General features: G+C 35.2%; 2 rRNA genes. Both read right to left on the minus strand.

The features are described from left to right. Positions 1-38 precede the first annotated feature (38 nt). Positions 39-146: ribosomal RNA gene (gene rrf / locus FVF61_RS12150) — 5S ribosomal RNA — on the minus strand. 136 nt (positions 147-282) lie between these two features. After that, positions 283-400 (minus strand): 23S ribosomal RNA (locus FVF61_RS12155); the annotation flags it as partial.

A 400-nucleotide genomic window follows, 5' to 3' on the forward strand; every position in this document is an offset into this window, starting at 1 on the left:
AAAAAAATCCCGACTCAAAAAATGAATCGGGATTCTAAAAAAGGCGATGACCTACTCTTCCACTAATGCAGTACCATCGGCGCTAATGGGCTTAACTTCTCTGTTCGGAATGGTAAGAGGTGAGCCCCATTGCAATAACCACCTTAAGTTATTGCTGTAGTAATAAATTTAATTTTATTATTTATTACTTCCAGCGTTCCAATAATATTGGAACAAATATCTTAACATATTGAAAAAAATGACATGAATTTTATAATTATACTTTTTTAAAAAGAACGGCTGTACAATAAGCCTATGGGTTATTAGTACTACTCGGCTATGACATTACTGCCTTTACACCTATAGCCTATCAACGTGGTCATCTTCCACGACCCTTTAAAGAAATCTCATCTTGTGGTGG

It is taken from the genome of Xanthomarina maritima (genome assembly GCF_008084905.1).
GTDB lineage: Bacteria > Bacteroidota > Bacteroidia > Flavobacteriales > Flavobacteriaceae > Xanthomarina > Xanthomarina maritima.